Raw genomic sequence first — 17490 nt, forward strand, 5'->3', positions numbered from 1 at the left:
TTGTTATGACTCAGCCAAACGAACAGCAACATCAATGAATAAATACTGCCGTACAGGCGGCAACAGCAATGAACACGCAAGTGGCTACGATAGAGCGAAGCGATAATCGTCCTATGCCACATATTCCATGTCCGCTGGTACAACCGCGCCCTAAACTACACCCTAGTCCAACGAGGAGGCCACCGATTAACAGCATAGGCTCTGATACCATATCGAACTCATAAGCCGGTAAGCCTAACTGCTCATATACAAGCGCATATATCACGCCCGTCAGCACTAAACCGGCAATAAAAAACCACTGCCAGGCAAGACCGGACGCTTTTTCCGAAGAACCTTTATCGGTTAACTTTTTATCCGCAAAGAATGCCGACGATACAATGCCGCTGATCCCTGCTATTCGTCCATTGAATATCATGAGTAAGATGGCTGAAAGGCCGATAAGTACACCACCACCCAATGCGGCGGCAAACGATGAAAATTCCAAAACGTCCCCTTAGAGTTGAAGCAACGACAATACAGATAGCTAAAATTTGGCGTGAACCGCCTGATAGGTCTTATAGCCACCGGTGAGGTTTTTCGCCATAAACCCATGATTTACCAACATGCGATAGGCTACATGGCCGCGTAAACCGACCTGACAGATAATCAATATCTCCTTGTCTCTCGGCAGTTCATCGAGTCGTCCTCTGAGCTGATCCACGGGGATATTAACAGCCCCCTCAACCGCTCCTGATTTCATCAGCTCACCGGGATTTCTGACATCGAGTAGAATTTGCTGGTCGCTCAATGCATCGATATCGGCCGTGTGGCACAACCGAGTCTCACCTTTCAAGCTATTGGATGCGACAAAACCCGCCTGATTCAGCACATCTTTTGCCGAGCCAAAAGGTGGAGCATAGGTCAGCTCCATATCCTGCATATCGTACACGGTAAGTTCGGCCCTGATAGCCACGGCCATTACATCGATACGCTTATCGATACCATCACGGCCAATGGCCTGAGCGCCCAAAATTGTGCCGTCATCGGTACTGAACAGCAGCTTCAGTGACACCGGGTGTGCGCCAGGAAAGTAGCTGGCATGGCTCGCACCATGTACATAGATCTTCTCATAGGGAATACCACTGCGCTCCAGACGTTTCTCGTTCAGTCCGGTGCTTGCCACCGCCAGATCGAAAACCCGGCAAATTGCGGTACCTTGGGTTCGATTATAGCTATCACCTGCGCCGAAGATATTATTCGCAGCGATTCGCCCCTGACGATTAGCCGGGCCGGCCAGTGGTATAAGCGCCTTCTCACCGGTAAGAAAATCAAACTCCTCAACGGCGTCGCCTACGGCATAGATGGAGGCATCGCTGGTTCTCATCTGCTCATCGACCACAATACCGCCAAGCGCACCGATGGCCAGACCGGCGTTAACCGCCAAAGTGGTTTCCGGCTTCACGCCCACCGCAGATATCAAGATACCTGTGTTTAATGACTCACCGTTACTCAAGAAGAGCTCCAAGCCGGAGCCCACCTGTTCGACGCTACTCAGGCCGCAGTTGAGACGCAGGTCTATGCCCTTGTCTACAATCTCCTTGTGCAACATATTCGCCATCTCGATATCGACGGGTGCCATCACCTGTGGCGACATCTCAAGCAAAGTGACATCGATATTCAGTTCATTAAGCGCCTCCATCATCTCCAGGCCAATAAAACCACCACCGACAACCGTGGCATGAACCGGTTTACTCTCCTTAAGCAAGGTTAAGATCCTGTCCATATCGGGAATATTGCGCAGTGAAAACGTCAGCGGAGTATCCAGTCCGGGAATTGGCGGAACGACAGGCGCGGCACCCGGTGAGAGCACTAAGGCGTCATAACTTTCGAGGTACTGTTCACCGGTCACATGATTTTTTACGGTAACAGTTTTAGCCATTCTGTCGATGGCTGTCACCTCTTGGCGCACACGTACATCGACATTAAAACGAGACTTGAAGCTTTGAGGGGTCTGAAGAATAAGGGCCTTTCTCTCGGCTATTTCACCACTGATATGATAGGGCAATCCACAATTTGCGAAGGAGACGAACTCACCACGTTCAAACATGATAATTTCTACTTCTTCATTTAATCGTCTGGCACGCGCTGCTGCAGAGGCACCTCCGGCAACACCACCAATAATCAGTAACTTCTTCATACTTAACCTAATAACATAGTAAGCAAAATTTATTGCCAGCTAGTTTATTACATCGCCAAGTACATGAGAATTTATTTCATTAGAAAAAGCTAAGGAATATATCAAAAGGTGATCCAGGGCAAAGAAAGCCACTGCGACCTGGAAAATTTGCCCCATATTCGGGATGAGGAGCTAAAGCTGGCTCCAGCTCATAAGACTCCAGCTCTTTCTTACCACTTAAAACTTACAGCTTACAGCTTACAGCTTACAACTTTTTAAGCTGAAACCTTCGCGGCTAAAGCCGCTCCTACATAAAGCTTTAAAATGCCTGGAAGAAGATACCGAACGAGCAGAAGATGGCAACAAACCAGGATAAAGAACGCAAGGTACTTTTATCGATAAGATAAAGAACCTGATATGCCATACGGGCGATAACATGAACTACCGCCAATACCCCTACGGTGTCCGTGACATTTTGTGTCGCGATGACAACCAATACCGAAAGGCCGAATATCAACAGAGACTCGAAGGCATTCTGGTGGGCCGCGACGGCACGAGCCCCGAAGCCGGTTAACCTGGACTGCTGCTCTCTGGGGTGAGCGTTATCGTAACCACCCAATTTTGCCATCGCCACCGCAACCGGCCCCTTGGCAAGGTAGGGAAGCAACATAGCGATAAACAGGCAGATGAGTAATGTTGTCATTGGAGTAAAAATCCTTTTCAAAAATGAAGTTTTAAGTTTTAAGTTTTAAGTTTTAAGTTTTAAGTTCAGGATGACAGCTAAAATTTATCGCCACAACCATCAGGCTCTTACTTACCGCTTAACACTTACAGCTTATGGCTCTAAATCTCTTAAAAATTAGCGTGCCTTGTCCAAGGCATCACACAGAGATTTGACACCTAAGATAGCGCGGGGAGCTGCGCGATGTAAAAGATCGGCATTCAGCGGATAGATATGGTTATTCTTAACGGCAGGGATCTCTTGCCACGGACTCCAGTCTACCCCGAGAATATTGCCCTTATCCTGACTCTGTAAGATCACTTCCGGCATCTTCAACAGCACGTTCTCCAGACTAAGCTGAGGATAATCACTGTCGGCATCATAGAATACATTCTCTCCATGGCAGACATCGATGATCTGCTGAATCCAGCTATTCTTGGCGACTGACATCAAGGGGCTGGACCAAAGCTGGTAGAACACCTTTACCTTAGGTTTAACCGAATTGGTTGCGCGTAACTCTTTAAGTTGCATTTGATAATCGGCGACCACCATTGCCGCCCGTTCTTGATGACCCGTTAACTCACCCAACTCTTCGAGCTCAGTGGCGACGGCCTCTAGTGTCTTAGGGTCGCTGTTATACACCTTAAATCCCAGGTTATTGAGCTTCTCGATATCTTCGGCCTTATTGCCGCTGCCCCACACCACCACCAGATCGGGATCCAGCTCAATCACTCTCTCTATCTGTATACCGTGATACCCACCGATACGGGGAATTTGCAGCGCCTGTTGTGGATAATCCGCATGTTCTGTCGTGGCAACGATAGACTCCCCGGCACCGATCGCATAAAGCATCTCCACCGAGTGGGGTGACAGAGCGACTACACGTTTTGCGGGAGCTGCACTCACCGGTATCGCCATCATAGATAAAGCCGGAAGGAAGATGGCTAATATGGGGAGGCAGTTTCTTATATTTTTCATCTGGTTCTCGTTTAAATATAACAAGTTATAATTTTCATGTTTCGCCAAGCTTAACCTGAGAAGAGTACACATCATTTCGACAAGCGTAACTGGTTGTCACCAGTTGCTCACACTTTAAACTCTCATCAAGGAATCATCTAAAACGGGTTGATAGCTGTATGATAGAGCAGTAGTATCCGCCCTACAAGCAGTTGAAAACTAGATATTTTAGCTAGTACTTCATTCAATAGTTTGTCGATGCAGATGTGGTGGAATTGGTAGACACGCTAGCTTCAGGTGCTAGTGCCCGCAAGGGCGTGAGAGTTCAAGTCTCTCCATCTGTACCAAAATTTTAAATCTTATCAAACACTTTCAATCCTCCCCCTTCTATTTAATTTTTGCCTTATTCTCTTAAGCTACAAACAGCTATTATCTCTTTGCGCAGCAATTATCTGGTCATCAAGCCCTTATTTTCATAACAGGCTATACGCACTCTCTACCAAAATCCGCTAAAGGCTCTGTGATTGGGATGACTCTTTATGAACTCAAGAGCCAGCACAGGCAATAACGCCACAAAGAGTAAGTCCCCCAGCCACTCAGGATATTTCAAAGTGATCGCCTATCTCATAAAAAGCAGGGGCTAAGCCGTCGATTTTTTGCTTCCCTGAGCATATGCACTCTTAACTAAGTGAAGCTGACGGCTCCTTACCAAAAAAACGCTGAAGGCTCTGTGATGGGGTGGCTCTCTATAACAGCAAGCAGCGCAGACAATAACGTCACAACAAAGAACGCGCAGAAATGCAATTTCAAACTGTTCGGGATGAGGGGTAAGCCGTCGAGCTTTTCCAGACCATGAGCATATGCTTTATATGTGATTGGTTGGAAAAACGATGACAATACCCCCTCATTCTGAACAGGCAGAAATTTAGTAGTCGAAGCCGGGCTGGGCTTTGATGCCTGCATCAAAGGCGTGCTTGATGGGCTTTACCTCACTCACAGTATCGGCCATCTCAATAATACTTCTATGGCACGCCCTTCCCGTGACGATGACATGTTGCATCGGCGGACGATTCATTAATGCTTCAAGCACCCTATCAACCTCCAGATAGTGATAGCTCACCATGTATGTGAGCTCATCTAACATGATGCAATCTATGGACTCATCTTTGAGTAGCTTCTCTGCGACTTCCCATGCCTCTAATGCTGCTGCCGTGTCTTTCTCTCTGTCTTGCGTCTCCCAGGTAAACCCGGTTCCCATAACATGAAACTCGACGCCGGCACCTTCGAGCAAGGTTCGCTCGCCGCAATCCCAGTTACCCTTGATGAACTGCACCACGGCAGCTTTCTTGCCATGGCCAACGGCGCGGGCAATGGTGCCGAAGCCTGAGGTAGACTTGCCTTTGCCATTGCCTGTCAGCACCAGTAGTATGCCTTTCTCCTCCTGAGCCTTGGCAATTTTGGCATCGACGCCATCTTTAAGTTTCTGTTGACGCTCTTTGTGGCGCTGCGCTTTCAGCTCATCTGCATTTTTTTCGGTCATGATGTTTCCGTATGTTTAAAGCTAAGAAGTTTCTAGTTTCTAGGTTCTAGGTTCTAGGTTCTAGGTTCTAGGTTCTAGGTTCTAGGTTCTAGGTTCTAGGTTCTAGTTTCTAGGATTCTCTCTAACTTATCGATATCTAAATCTTTCTCTAATTGGTCGGCAAATCTATCGAGCTGCTGCTCACGTATCGCATCGATATCGACCGCTTCTGCATGCTTCAGCCCCGCCCATTTAAGTATTAGTGCACAGGCCTTAGGTGAGTCGAAAAGGCCATGTAGATAGGTGCCGAATATCAGGCCGTCGTCTGAGGCCAAACCATCAAAGACTAAGCCATCGGCAACTAATTCAGCCGGATCAACTTTAGACTTACCGAATGCCTCTTTCACCGACAGCGATATTGGTTGAGCATCAGTTCTGTTTTGAGCTTGAGCTTGAGCTTGAATGTGAGTATTCAACACCTGCGACTGGCCGCAATGTATCTCATAGCCTTCGACGGGTGCCTGCTCCCCCAGCAGAGATAAGTGCCCGGTGACTTGGCGTAATACTTTTTTATTTTTCAGCTCGGTAACCAGAGGCAGTAGACCTAAGCCTTCACTCTCTCCGGGGCTGCCTTCGACGCCACCCGGGTCATCGATAAGCAGACCCAGCATCTGATAACCGCCACAGAGCCCAAGCACTTTACCGCCATAGCGTAAGTGCTTCTTGATGGCGGTATCCCAGTCCTGTTCTCGGATAAAGTCTAAGTCGGCGCGTACATTTTTACTGCCGGGCAGAATAATCAAATCGGCATCGGGTAACCCCTGAACACTCCCGGGTTCTGCGCTCTGCAAAGAGGCGTAACTAAATTCGATTAAGGGATTAAGCCTTAAGGGATCGAAGTCGGTGTGGTTGCTGATCCGGGGGAACACCAGAACTAACACTTTGAGCTTGCTCTGCTTCGGCTGTAATAATTGCCCGGAAGATGAAGCTGTCAGCGGTGGAGCCAGGGCATCTTCGGCGTCCAGATGCAGATCGTGCAGATAGGGAAGCACACCCAATACCGGTTTATTGGTGTAGCGCTCTAACCAATCCAGCCCCGATTGCAGTAAGGCGATGTCACCGCGAAATCGATTGATTACAAACCCTTTTACTCTGGCTTGCTCCGACTCACTCAGTAACGCCAGCGTGCCAACCAGATGAGCAAACACGCCGCCTTTGTCTATATCGGCAATGATAATCACTGGACAGTCGACGGCTTCGGCAAAGCCCATGTTAGCGATATCTCCCTCTCTGAGGTTGATCTCGGCCGGACTTCCCGCCCCTTCGACAATCACCATTTCATAGTTATCGGTTAAACGGGAGAAAGAGTCCAAAACTGCAGACATCGCCTTGACCCGATAGCCCGGCCCCCCCTCTTCCCGCCCCCCTTGAAGGCCGAAGAAAGTTTGTGCCTCCATCTGATCGAGCACCTCGCCTTGAACTATGATCTGAGCGCCGGTATCTGAGCTGGGTTTCAACAAAATAGGGTTAAAATCGGTATGTGCGGGCAATCCACAGGCAATGGCCTGCAGGGCTTGGGCGCGACCAATCTCACCGCCATCGATAGTTACCGCACTGTTGAGCGCCATGTTTTGCGGTTTGAAAGGCGCCACCCGCTCCCCTCGTCTGGCAAACAGACGACATAGCCCCGCGGCCAAGGTGCTCTTGCCCGCATCTGACGTGGTGCCCTGTATCATAAGCACTTTGGCTGTTCGCGTTTCTGGAATAGCTGGCATATCTCTGTTATCGGTATTCATATCGTTGTTTTACATTTTTTATAAGAAAAAGCTCATAAGAAAAAGCTTCGCGGCTAAAGCCGCTCCTACATTAAGCGCCTTTTAATCTCATGGGCAGCCCCGCGGTGACCAGAACCACCGAGTCGGCAAGTCTGGCTATATCCTGATGCAGCCAGCCCGCTTCATCGACAAAACGGCGGTTCAGCTCACCCAAGGGCACTATGCCGCAGCCCACTTCGTTACTCACCAGATAGATCTCACCCGCAAGGGTTGGCAGTAAATTAAGCAGAGCCGCCTTGGCCTCGGACCAACTTATCTCTTTACTATCCGCACTATTCACACCATCCACACCATCCACACCGCCCACACAGCCCGCACTGACCTGGCTCACCTTTGTCTTGTCTTGTTCACCACAAGAATCTGTCATAGGCTCATGGGCCAGTAGCCGATTTGTCAGCCACAGCGTCATACAGTCGACAATGATTACACGGTTTTTAGCTGCGTATTGCGTCAGAGACTCAGCTAATAATAGTGGTGTTTCGACCGTTATCCACTCAAGCGCATCGTCGCATCTATCTTGTCGGTGCCTGGCAATTCTCGAACTCATCTCCTCGTCGAGCGCCTGAGCGGTGGCAATATAGATGCACTCATATCCTTGCGCGCTGAGCGTAACGGCAGCCTCGGTTGCATACCGGGTCTTACCGCTGCGAGCACCGCCTAATATCAGATGGATCACAGGCTGCTGACCAGAACAAGAATCGTAAGGTAGCAGAGCATCTCAGATATTTGCTGCCCGGCCCCCAGCGTATCGCCGGTATAGCCTCCGATTTGACGACGAAAAGCCACCACCAATCCCCATCTCAGCAGCAAGAGTGCACCGATAAGGAGCAGAGCCTGACTCAGGCTTAACAGCATCAGAATAGTAAGCGCCGTCATCAATGAAATCAGCAGCTCATTCATACTCTGGTTCTGAGCCAAAGGCTTACTCTTACTGGTGTCTGAGTCACTGACATATTGTTCGCTAAAGATAAAGCTGGCGGCAAAAACACGACTTAAACAGTGGCCCACTATCAAGGCGACGCTCACCATATTGATATCGATAGCAGCCATTTCATTTAATATTTGCCACTTCAGCAGCAGAATAAATACCAGGGCCAACGCGCCATAGCTACCGAGACGGGAGTCTTTCATGATCAATAGTTTATCGGCAACCGTCCAGCCACCGCCGAAACCATCGGTGGTATCTGCCAAACCATCTTCATGAAAACCACCGGTCGCGATGGCACTGGTGATCATCGCAAATATAATAGCTACCGATGTCGGCAACCAGTTAACGGCAAGGGCATAGACGGCGGCACTTAATCCCCCCACCAGAATGCCGACCAGTCCGAAATAGCGGTTTGCTTTATTCAGGTTTTCGCTATCTACCTGCACCCAAGCTGGCATAGGGATACGGGTAAAGAAGCCCATTGCAATAAAAAACAGTGTCAGTTCCCGACGAAACATATTTATAAAACTCCTTAAATACTGAGTTCAAGACAGAGCAAAGAAAGCTGTAAGTTGTAAGTTGTAAGTTGTAAGTTGTAAGTTGTAAGACAAAGATAAACTAAGAAAGTAATCGTCCCACGCTCTTACTTATCACTTAAAACTTAATACTCTAACCTTCTTCTCTTAAATTTCGATTCCTGCATCGCTGAAGCTGGCCATCTCGTTATAGAAACCGGCGGCGGCTCGAATGAGTGGTAACGCCAATACGGCGCCACTGCCCTCGCCCAACCTCATAGATAAACTGAGTAGCGGCCTGGCTTGCAGGTATTCCATCATCATGCAGTGCCCCCTCTCATCCGATTTATGACCAAATATCATATAATCTCGGACGTTCGCATTAATCTGCACCGCAACCATGGCAGCCGCCGTTGCGATAAAGCCATCGACGATGACGAGCATATTTCTCTCGGCTGCGGCGAGCATAGCCCCCGTCATCTGCACAATTTCAAAGCCACCAAGGCAGGCTAAAATACTATAGGGGTCGGTTAATTCAGACTCATGAATATGCAGTGCCTGCTCCACCAGCATCTGCTTACGCTTAAGGGTGGCAGCATCGATTCCGGTGCCTCGGCCGACACAATCGGCGCTGTTCATCCCCATGACAGTGGCCATAATGGCAGCCGCAGAGGAGGTGTTTCCTATGCCCATCTCTCCCAAGGCGATAAGGTTACAACCTTGCTGATGGTGAAGCTCAATGCGTGCACGTGCCATCTCCATCCCTTGCTTGACGGCTCCCAATGTCATTGCAGCTTGCTTGTGAATTGCTGCAGTGCCCGCGCCCAATCTTTGATCTATGACCCCTTCGACTCCCTCTAACGGTTGAAGGATGCCGCAATCGATCACCTCCATCTCCAAGCCAACCTGGCGGCAAAAGACATTGATGGCTGCGCCACCGGCGACAAAGTTCATCACCATCTGAGTGGTCACTTCACTGGGAGCAATTGAAACACCTGATGAGGCAATCCCATGATCCGCCGCAAAGACCAATAGCTTAGGGTTAGTGATCTCAGGTTTATCTTTTCCTAACACCCGGGCCAACTGTTTAGCCAAATTTTCTAATTCGCCTAGCGCTCCCAAAGGTTTGGTTTTATTGTCAATTTTACTTTGGATCTCATCATCAAACTCATGGTTTGCCGGACTGATATTAAACATCTATATACCCTAACGATTTATTCTAAGTTCTAAGTTTTTAAATATAAGCTCTAAGTTCTAAGTTCTAAGTTTTTAAATATAAGTTTTAAGTTTTAAGTTTTAAGTCACGAGTCACGAGTCACGAGTCACGAGTCACGAGTCACGAGTCACGAGTCACGAGTCACGAGTCACGAGTCACGAGCTCAAGATAAGCAAAGAAAGCAACAAGCTTCAAATCCAAAGCCTGCTCTTTACAAAGAATCAGTTCAGGATGACAAGCCCAAAAGCTTCGCGGCTAAAGCCGCTCCTACATGGAGAATGTCAAACCTCTCACCTCGAACCTCAAAGCTAAAGCCGCTATCTCCTGCTTCCCAGGATAAACAGGAAGAAGATACTGCCGATGACGGCGGTGATGATACCTACGGGTAACTCCTGGCTACTCAGCATGGTTCTCGCCAAAACATCAATCCATACCATAAACAGGCCACCGACTAATGCGGTCGTAATAAGTGGGAACCGACCCGGAAAGAGCATGCGTACGGTATGTGGGATCATTAAGCCCACAAAGCCGATCCCACCACAGTTAGCCACTAAGATGGCTGTAATAAGGGAGCAGAGCAGTAACATCTGCAGTCGCAACCGACTGACATTGATGCCTAAGGTATGGGCTGTTTCATCACCGGCCCGCATCGCCATTATCTGACGCTTAAACAACAAGATGATCCCGGTAGCAGCACAGACAACGACGGCCGGAAATAACAAGCCCTCCCAACTCGCTTTTGCGAAGCTTCCCAAGCTCCAAAACAGCACAGATGCGGCCGCCTGAGGACTGGAAAAATAGAGCAGCAAACTGGTTAACGCACCGAACATGAATGAGATAGCCACCCCGGAAAGCAGCATTCGCTCTATCTGACTACTCATATTACGGCCACATAGTGTCAGCACCATGAGCACCGACACCCCGGCACCTAGAAATGCACCCAGCGGCAGGCTTATCCAGCCTAGCAGCTCGAACAGCCCTGAGCCGGATCCTCCGCTTGAGCTAGCAAACAGCCCTGAGCTTGATTCCGCAAAAAGCCCTGAGCCGCTAAAAAGTGTTATCACCAACACGGCACCAAATGAGGCGCCCGATGAGATGCCGAACAGATAGGGATCGGCCAACGGATTACGTGTCACCGTTTGCAACACACTACCCGCAACAGAGAGACCTGCTCCGGCAATAAAGGCCAACAGAATGCGGGGAAACCGTAACTCCATAACAATACGTTCGGCGATGCCCGACACCTCTGTCATACCAAACATGGCCGTACCAAAGGTGTTGTGCAATACCACATTAATCACATCACTGAATGAGATATTGGCCGCGCCAAAGCTGGCTGCGGCCAGCAGAGTTATCACACTCAATATCGATAATGTCGGTACCGCCCATTTATGACCGATATCGACTCGACCAGCGGAAGGGGGCGAGACTGAATTAACCTGACTAGTCTTCATCTTGTTTATGCCTCTCCATACTGCTCCAATGGCGCCTATCAAGAGAGTTCTCTTCAAAATCCGTCTTATCAAGAGAGTTCTGACCAAAAGCTTTCTTACCAAGAGAGTTCTGACCAAGAGAGTTCTGACCAAGAGCCTTCAGACCATGCGCATTCTCATCATGATTAGTCTCATCATGAGCAGCCTCATCATTAGCGCTCTTATCATGAGTGCTGTCACCATATGAGTAGCCATAGAAATAGCTGATCTGAGGATTGCCATGTTGAGGATGAGGCTGCGTGCTGCAACACACATCGAATACCTCGCTGATACGCTGTTCGGTAAGTACAGACTTAGGTGTCCCATGAGCGACACATCTACCATCATCGAGAAGTAACAGCTGATCACACATGGCACTGGCCAAATTCAGATCATGAATCGAGGTGATCACCGAGATCCCAATCGCGCGAAGCAATTCCATTATCTGGATCTGATATCGAATATCTAAATGGTTTGTGGGTTCATCCAAAATAAGCAGCTTAGGCTGCTGCACTATCGCTCTGGCGATCAGTGCCCGCTGCTTTTCACCGCCGGAAAGGTGCTCATAGATCTGGCCAGCCTTATGGGTTAACCCCACTTTTTCTAACGCATCGGCAACTAGCCGCCTATCCGATGAAGTCGTCAGATCAAACGGCCCTTTATGGGGAGTCAATCCGATGGCAACCAGTTGCTCAGTGGTTAACTCAAAGTGATGGGGAGTGTCTTGCAAAACCACAGCAACTTGCCTGGCAAACTCTTTTGCCGAGAAGTAAGAAGTATTGTGCCCGAACAGACTTATCGTTCCGTTATCGGGCTTAATATAACGATATAAACACCGCAACAGACTGGATTTTCCGGCACCGTTGGGACCTATGATCCCCAGCATCTCACCCTTGGCTAGTGAAAAACTGATATCAGATAGAATAGCCCGGTCATCGGCATGCCAACTAAGGTCACTAACCGTTAACGCATAGCCATTGTCAGCGCTAAGGTTTTCACCCCCACTCACTTTATCACCACTGACTTTATCACGACTCATCTGCTCGAGAGTCGTGACTTCTTTACCCCATAATTTCAAACAGATAACCTCTTAGCCAATCTCATAGACTGAAATGAATTAGCTGACTTAAACAAGTGAGTTGAGTGAGTTGACTGAAATAGCTTAGCCGATTTAGCTGGTTCAACAGAAAAAACAGCAGAGGAATGGATCACGCAGCGCGCAGCATACCGCAGAAACTGGAGGCGTGACGCTACTGCACAAAACGGTTTGCGTGAATCAATACGGCAGAGTAAAGCGGTGAATAAACCCGCAAAAAAGCTTAAAAAAGGTAGCATGATAGATCCCCCCGAGTTACCCGCTCGAGTTCTTCAGCGACAAAATTAGGCAGGTATCCTGACTTATGGTTTGAAGAAGGTTTGTAGGACTTAGAACCTAGAACCTAGGACCTCTCGGCTTCTTCAAAACACTCACAGTTGCGGGCACAGTCCGGGCTTATGCTTTCTATTTGCTAGCTCCCGGTTCCCTTTTAAGTTTGAGTTACCCTTGTCTTATCGACAATGGCTCTCAACACCTGATTTTGCGATCCTATTCACTCACTTAATAGCTTATGTTTAAAGGCTTATTGCAACGCTCATGCTTCAAGCACGAGCTTAGGAGTGAAGAGTTTCTGAGAGCGCTTATTATGCAGCTTTTATCACTTAAGGCAAAGCCTGTCGCCTAGCTGAAATGAAAAATCAAGGTTCTCAATTACACTCTTTAGCAGAAAAGGGGGGCAAGAAAGGATCACCAGTGCAGTTGAGGCTGCTACAAGTGTTTCCCCAGTTTCCAGCCTCCTAACCCGCGACCTAGAACCTAGAACCTAGAACCTAGAACAGTCTATCCCCAGTGTAACTGAGGAAAGTGGGTGCCCTGGGGCGTGGTATAGACAGTAATTTTCACTATCGCCGCGTAGGCCAGACTCAGTTGAGTATAGAAGCCCGCCACCCCGCTAACCCCCAATGCACTGGCCATCAGGTGACGTATGACTCCCGCATGGGTCACCAGCAGCAGAGACTCCCCCCGGTGTTGATTGAGTATCGACTCCCAGGCACGGTCGATTCTGGCCTCGAAGTCCAGCATCGACTCGCCATCGGGCGGCGTGCTCGCCCAAGGATTCTTCCAATAGGCTTCGATAGGCCCCGCGCTGGTCTGATACAAACTCTCTAATGATTCCCCGTCCCAATCACCAAAGTTCATCTCCTTAAACCCGTCCTCGAGTTTAAGGGGCACCTCTCTCTTCAGATAGAGCCTCAGGGCAAACTCACAACAGCGGCGCAAGGGTGAGCTGATAATGTGCTCGAAACTGATATCCGCAGCTTCGATGGCATCAAACATCTGCTTACGGCCAAGCTCACTCAACGAGACATCCGTATGCCCCCTCAGGATCTGTCCTCCCTCACACTCGCCATGACGCATAAGATAGAAGGTTGTGGTGATCCCCGGATTAGGCGTTGCTTGGTAGTGATCTTTACTCTTGGTCATAATAAATTGCTATCCAGGCTGATTATCGAATAGGTTCGGGCCACCTATTTATACCGTCTTTTTGAAGCGTAGAGAATAGTTTACCTGCCTTTTGCCTCTCCCCCGTCTGACCGAGCCCCCTCACCTTCACTGAAACGACCAAACACTCGCGGCTATATATTGCCACCCAGATCCCGCTCAAGCTTCTGCAAATTACTCGGGAAACGTATGTGGTAACAGAGGCCATTACCGGGTGAGGTCTCGACCTCAACTTCTCCCCTGAGCCTTTGCGTGACCAGGTTGTACACCAGATGCGCCCCCAAGCCACTGCCTCCCTGATTACGCTTGGTCGTATAGAAGGGATCAAACAGGCTCTTCACTCCCTCTTCATCGAGTCCGATACCATCATCGCTGTAATCCATAATCACCCAGTCATTTTTAATTTCAACGGCTATGGTGATCTCTCCTATCTGTTTGGGGAGGAATGCATGCAGCAAACTATTCATGATCAGGTTCGTTACCACCTGGGCCAAGACTCCGGGGTATGTGTTACAGCTTAAGTTGAATGCACAATCCATATTTATCCTATGGGGCACCTTCTTGAGCGTAGGCCTGAGGGACATCAGTATCTCTTCGAGATACTCATCTATGTCGAATTCCCGCAACTCCTCACTGGATTGATCTACAGCAACCCGCTTAAAGCTCTGAATTAACTTAGAAGCGCGGGCATTATTCTTAAGAATGATATCCATGGCTTCACTGCAGGTTTGCATAAACCCTGCAAACTCCTCTTCACTGAGTTCGCCTTCTGAGAACATCTTCTTGACCTCGAGCACCTCAGCATGAAGGTGAGATGCCGCGGTGACACAGACACCGATAGGAGTATTGATCTCATGGGCAATCCCCGCCACCATCTTACCTAACGACGCCTGCTTCTCCGTCTCAACCAGCTGATGTTGGGCACTCTTAAGTTGATCCAATGTAGAGCTAAGCTCAAAGGTTCTCTCCTCCACTAACTTTGCCATCTGCTCTGAGTAGCGCTGAGCAAACTGCTCTTTCTCTTTTGAGTAGTTAAGTTGTTGCCGCAACTGTGCAGGACTGATCTTTAACTGAGCCAGCAGCTGGGCATAATAGCGCTCCAGAGTCAGGCTCTCTCTCTCTGTATAGATGTTCGATTGATTCACCACCATATGGGCTACCGCCGCCCCGGTAATACCACTGAGCAACCTCTCTGTCGCCCTCTCCAGGTAGGCCAACTCCTGCACATTAATCCGCTCATCATCATTGAGCTCAGCCTCGGCTAAACAGGCTTTCACTTTAACTTCAGCCTGTTCGGCGGAAAGGTACTGACAAAATATTCCTTTCAATAATTTCAATTTAGGTTTGAGTTCGATATTGCTGGGCAAGGTATCCATAATCGCCTCATCCTCGGCAACACGCTCCGCCATAACATCCATAAACTCGGCGTTATATCTCTGCTCCTCGCCCGTCACCTTCGAAAACAGGCTGCCCAGAACTAAGGCTATGCTGTTCCCTGCCAACGACCACAGGGCTCCATGGCTTATCTTATCCATCTCAGTGCCCATCAGATGTTCGGGATGCAACCAATAGAAGCCCCATGGCCCCAACTCAAGAATATCCGCATCTATCCAGCCACTCTTCATTATCGCGGGCAATAACAGGCAGTAAGACCACACAATGAAGCCCACCATCAGGCCCGCAGAGGCCCCTTTAGCGGTGACCTTTGGCCAATAGAGTCCGGCCAATACCGGGGGAAGAAATTGCAATACGGCGGCGAAGGAGATCATGCCCATGTTCACTAACATGTATGACTCACCAAGATAGAGATAGAACATCTGCCCGGCACCTAACACTATAAACACCGCAAGCCACCTGGACTGAAGCAGGTACCGTTTTAAGATGCTTCCCGGGCTGAACCACTGCAACAGAGGCAGAACCAGGTGGTTACTGAACATGGTAGAGAGCGTCATGCCCGACACCATCAACATGGCCATTGAGGCTGAGAAACCACCGATAAATACGAATAGGGTGAGCAGATCCTGCCCAGCAAGCATAGGCAGGGAGAGCATATAACTGTCTGCCGTTTCCGGGCCAAGCAGTAACATGCCCGCTGCGGCGATAGGAGTAATAAAAATTGTCATCAATATCAAATAAACAGGCAGCCACCACTGCACCTTCTTGATATGTCTGGCATCGGGATTTTCGACCACCATGACATGAAACTGACGTGGCAATAACATAAAGGCCGAGCCTGCGAGCAACAGGTAGCTGAACCAGGTAACAAGCTCAGGCTTGGACGACATCCCTTTAGCCGCCTCGGGCATCTTCTGTTCCAGCTGCTCGAGGATAACCAGGGGAGAGTCAAACATCACGAAACTGACAAACACACCCACACACAGCATGGCCAGCAGTTTAACCATCCCCTCGACGGCGAGCGCCAGCATCATACCCGGGTGCCTCTCGGTAGGATCCAGATGGCGAATACCGAAAATAATGGTAAACAGGGCGACTCCCAACCAGACCAACCAGGCAATCTCATTGGCAGCGACTCCGCCCTCGGTCTCGAGAACGAGATCGATGGCAGTGTTGATAGCTTTGAGTTGCAACGCCAGATAGGGAACGATCCCCACCATGGCAACGGTTGCGGCGAGGCCGGCAAGAAAGATACTGCGGTTGAATCGGGCCGAGAGGAAGTCGGCAATACTGGTGACCCTGTAGATCTGCTTTATCAGCAATACGCGTTGCATCAGGGGCCAGATAACAATCATCAGGAGTGTCGGCCCCAGATAGATAGAGAGCATTAATACGCTCGAACGGGTAGCGAAACCTACGCTACCGAAGAAGGTCCAACTGGTACAGAAAATGGCCAATGACAGCGCGTAGACGGCGGCACTGGTTGTCAGCTTTTTGGCTCGTTCGCTGCCGGACTCGGCCCATGACGCCAGCATATACAGCAGAGCCACATAGAAAAAAATCACCAGCAGGAGACTTGAGGCGCTCATCATAAGCCACCCCCAATTACCGTTTCAGAGGCAGAAAGTGCAGCTATGCAACTTGCTATAAACGGGGCAAGAGCCTGATTGTCAAAGCTGTTCACAGACTAAACCTACTTAACCAAAGCAAGCAAAAACAGAATTAATCCCAACCAGATCAGTGTAATACTAAGCAGCGTGGCGGACAGACTAAGAGTGATATAAGTCGCTACAGGCCAAGAGGTTATAAAAAAGGCCAATAACAAGGTTATTAATCTGAAAGCTGGCTGATTATTGATTTTCCTCCACACCTTAGTTTCTCCAGCAAAGGGTCTTTCTAAAGCATAGTTCAGCGCAACAAAGAGTGGAAAAATCCTCAGCAGGCACCTGGCTCCTTAAGCTGGTAAAAGGAGCAGATACTCAATAAAAATGGTATAAAAAGTCGACTCGACTATCGTGTGCGTCTGTTCTATTATAGACGTCTATACGTATAAACATCTAAAACTCGAATTCGAATCTGGTCTCATAAAACCGCATTTTCGAGCTCGAACTGCAGATAGCAGATATAAGCATCAGTAAATAATTATGTAGTTAAGGCAGGTAGAAGTTATGGCCACTGGCACCCTAAGCAACTCAATAAAAATAAGAGATATTGGCCTACAGATCAGCCAACAACTAA

13 protein-coding genes, 1 tRNA gene and 1 riboswitch are annotated in these 17490 nt (G+C 48.9%); of the genes, 1 reads left to right on the forward strand and 13 read right to left on the reverse strand.

Translation table 11 applies throughout. The features are described 5' to 3' along the window. Positions 1–31: 31 nt before the first annotated feature. The 4 genes from EKG39_RS18750 to EKG39_RS18765 form a co-directional block, all read right to left on the reverse strand. Positions 32–484: a YeeE/YedE family protein gene (locus tag EKG39_RS18750; RefSeq protein WP_126507508.1), complete on the reverse strand. Its 453-nt coding sequence runs from the start codon at positions 482–484 to the stop codon at positions 32–34. Positions 485–523: 39 nt separating this feature from the next. Further along, positions 524–2176: an FAD-dependent oxidoreductase gene (locus tag EKG39_RS18755; protein WP_126507509.1), complete on the reverse strand. Its 1653-nt coding sequence runs from the start codon at positions 2174–2176 to the stop codon at positions 524–526. 298 nt (positions 2177–2474) lie between these two features. Continuing rightward, the gene (locus EKG39_RS18760; RefSeq protein ID WP_126507510.1) at positions 2475–2858 is read right to left on the reverse strand and encodes an MAPEG family protein; all 384 of its coding nucleotides are present in this window, start codon (positions 2856–2858) and stop codon (positions 2475–2477) included. A gap of 156 nt (positions 2859–3014) precedes the next feature. After that, positions 3015–3797: a cobalamin-binding protein gene (locus tag EKG39_RS18765; RefSeq protein ID WP_246028561.1), complete on the reverse strand. Its 783-nt coding sequence runs from the start codon at positions 3795–3797 to the stop codon at positions 3015–3017. A 296-nt stretch (positions 3798–4093) separates the two neighbouring features. Between EKG39_RS18765 and EKG39_RS18770 the strand changes: the two genes are divergently transcribed. Beyond that, positions 4094–4180: transfer RNA gene (locus EKG39_RS18770), tRNA-Leu, on the forward strand. Positions 4181–4758: 578 nt separating this feature from the next. On the opposite strand, the gene cobO is transcribed toward EKG39_RS18770, so the two are convergent. The 9 genes from cobO to EKG39_RS18815 form a co-directional block, all read right to left on the reverse strand. Then, positions 4759–5373, reverse strand: a complete 615-nt coding sequence (gene cobO / locus EKG39_RS18775; protein ID WP_126507512.1) for a cob(I)yrinic acid a,c-diamide adenosyltransferase — start codon at positions 5371–5373, stop codon at positions 4759–4761. Between the two features lie 95 nt (positions 5374–5468). Continuing rightward, the gene (locus tag EKG39_RS18780; RefSeq protein ID WP_126507513.1) at positions 5469–7148 is read right to left on the reverse strand and encodes a cobyric acid synthase; all 1680 of its coding nucleotides are present in this window, start codon (positions 7146–7148) and stop codon (positions 5469–5471) included. Between the two features lie 70 nt (positions 7149–7218). Beyond that, the gene (cobU, locus tag EKG39_RS18785) at positions 7219–7863 is read right to left on the reverse strand and encodes a bifunctional adenosylcobinamide kinase/adenosylcobinamide-phosphate guanylyltransferase (protein WP_126507514.1); all 645 of its coding nucleotides are present in this window, start codon (positions 7861–7863) and stop codon (positions 7219–7221) included. Next, positions 7860–8633, reverse strand: a complete 774-nt coding sequence (locus EKG39_RS18790; protein WP_126507515.1) for an adenosylcobinamide-GDP ribazoletransferase — start codon at positions 8631–8633, stop codon at positions 7860–7862. The genes cobU and EKG39_RS18790 overlap by 4 nt, the downstream gene beginning before the upstream one ends. 165 nt (positions 8634–8798) lie before the next feature. Continuing rightward, complete coding sequence (gene cobT, locus EKG39_RS18795) at positions 8799–9827, reverse strand: nicotinate-nucleotide--dimethylbenzimidazole phosphoribosyltransferase (RefSeq protein WP_126507516.1); 1029 nt, start codon at positions 9825–9827, stop codon at positions 8799–8801. 336 nt (positions 9828–10163) lie between these two features. Beyond that, positions 10164–11300, reverse strand: a complete 1137-nt coding sequence (locus EKG39_RS18800) for a FecCD family ABC transporter permease (protein WP_246028560.1) — start codon at positions 11298–11300, stop codon at positions 10164–10166. Next, entirely contained in the window at positions 11290–12357 is a 1068-nt protein-coding gene (locus EKG39_RS18805) for an ABC transporter ATP-binding protein (RefSeq protein WP_126507537.1), read from the reverse strand. Before EKG39_RS18805 ends, EKG39_RS18800 begins: the two co-directional genes overlap by 11 nt. A gap of 327 nt (positions 12358–12684) precedes the next feature. Beyond that, positions 12685–12908: riboswitch (cobalamin riboswitch) on the reverse strand. A gap of 286 nt (positions 12909–13194) precedes the next feature. Beyond that, the gene (locus EKG39_RS18810; RefSeq protein WP_126507517.1) at positions 13195–13839 is read right to left on the reverse strand and encodes a histidine phosphatase family protein; all 645 of its coding nucleotides are present in this window, start codon (positions 13837–13839) and stop codon (positions 13195–13197) included. Positions 13840–13991: 152 nt separating this feature from the next. Next, a complete protein-coding gene (locus tag EKG39_RS18815; protein ID WP_126507518.1) occupies positions 13992–16844 on the reverse strand; it encodes an ATP-binding protein in 2853 nt (950 codons plus the stop codon). Positions 16845–17490: the final 646 nt, after the last annotated feature.

The organism is Shewanella atlantica (assembly GCF_003966265.1).
Lineage (GTDB): Bacteria > Pseudomonadota > Gammaproteobacteria > Enterobacterales > Shewanellaceae > Shewanella > Shewanella atlantica.